Below are 273 nucleotides of genomic sequence, written 5' to 3' on the forward strand. Positions count from 1 at the left end.
AACACTATGCGTAAAACTTTTGGTTATTGGTTCTATAAACAAAAGATGTCGCTATGTTGCAAGAAATATTGAATCACAGCACACCACAAGTTACACTTAAATATATTGGAATCAATAAAGAAGAAAAAGATAATATTCTTGATACATTTCAAATTTAATTAACAAATATATTTATAATTTATTAAGGAGTATACATATATGAAAAAAAGAAAAAAGATACTTATTACTTTAATTTTATTTTTCATACTTTCCATTATTTTTTGGCTTATAGTT

At 22.3% G+C, this 273-nt stretch carries 1 pseudogene; it reads left to right on the forward strand.

Annotated features, from left to right (window positions below):
• A pseudogene (locus HRG09_RS28530) lies at nt 1-158 on the forward strand (tyrosine-type recombinase/integrase); the annotation flags it as partial.
• Between the last annotated feature and the right edge of the window lie 115 nt (nt 159-273).

This window comes from Bacillus sp. Xin1 (assembly GCF_013314535.1).
Taxonomy (GTDB): Bacteria; Bacillota; Bacilli; order Bacillales; family Bacillaceae_G; genus Bacillus_A.